General features: G+C 70.7%; 1 protein-coding gene. It reads right to left on the bottom strand.

The genetic code is table 11. The annotated features are described in order from the left end of the window. Window positions 1-825 (bottom strand): IS5 family transposase gene (locus G6O68_RS33790; RefSeq protein WP_390625420.1). Its coding sequence is split into 2 segments (ribosomal slippage), with 824 coding nucleotides annotated over them: window positions 1-505 and window positions 507-825; the frame shifts between segments, so codons are not numbered across the junction. This gene is flagged as partial in the annotation.

Raw genomic sequence — 825 nt, 5'->3', positions numbered from 1 at the left:
AGGTTCTGTCTGACGGCTCGAGGAGGCGGAAGCAACGGCGGATCATGGCCAGCTTCACCATCGCCAGGAAGTTGACCGCGAGCTTCTCGAACCGGGTCGCCAGCCGCCTGTCCTCCTTCAGCCAGAGGATGCACCGCTCGACGATGTTGCGCCGGCGGTAGGCCTCGGCGTCGAACTTCGGGTTCCTCCGCTGATCCTTGCGGGTCGGGATCACCGCCCTGATCCCCCGCCGTCCCAAGTAGCGGCGGATCCGCCGATAGCTGTAGCCCTTGTCGCCCGCCAGGCGTCGAGGCCTGCGACGCGGTCGGCCCCGGCCGGGCCGCTTGATCCGCACGGCCTCCAGGGCCGGCTCCAGCGACTTCGACTCGTGGGCCTGGCCCGCGGTGACGACGGCCGAGAGCGGGACGCCGCCGGAGTCGACGACCAGGTGCAGCTTCGTCCCGAACCCGCCCCGCGAGCGGCCGAGGGCGTGGTCGGCGGGCTCGGCCGGCCCCCTTTTCCCCCCCGGCCCCGGCGGCCGCGCGGCTCGCCCGGATGGAGGTCCCGTCGATGCACCAGAGGTCGAAGTCGATCCGCCCCGAGGCGTCGAGCTTCAGGTGGAGCATTTCGAGCATGCGGCCGATCGTGCCGTCCCGAGCCCAGCGCTTGAAGCGGTCGTAGACGCTCTTCCACTTGCCGTAACGTTCGGGGAGTTCCCGCCACTGGGCTCCGGTATGGAGGATCCAGAGGACCCCGTCGAGGGTCGTGCGATGGTCGTTCCAGCGACCGCCCGGCCTCCCGACCGGCGGCAGTAGGTCGGCGATCGCGGCGAATTCCTCGTCCTTC

Source organism: Paludisphaera soli, from assembly GCF_011064595.1.
GTDB classification, from domain to species: Bacteria; Planctomycetota; Planctomycetia; order Isosphaerales; family Isosphaeraceae; genus Paludisphaera; species Paludisphaera soli.
Note: the sequence above shows the minus strand (reverse complement) of the source record. Positions and strands in the feature narration are given on the sequence as shown.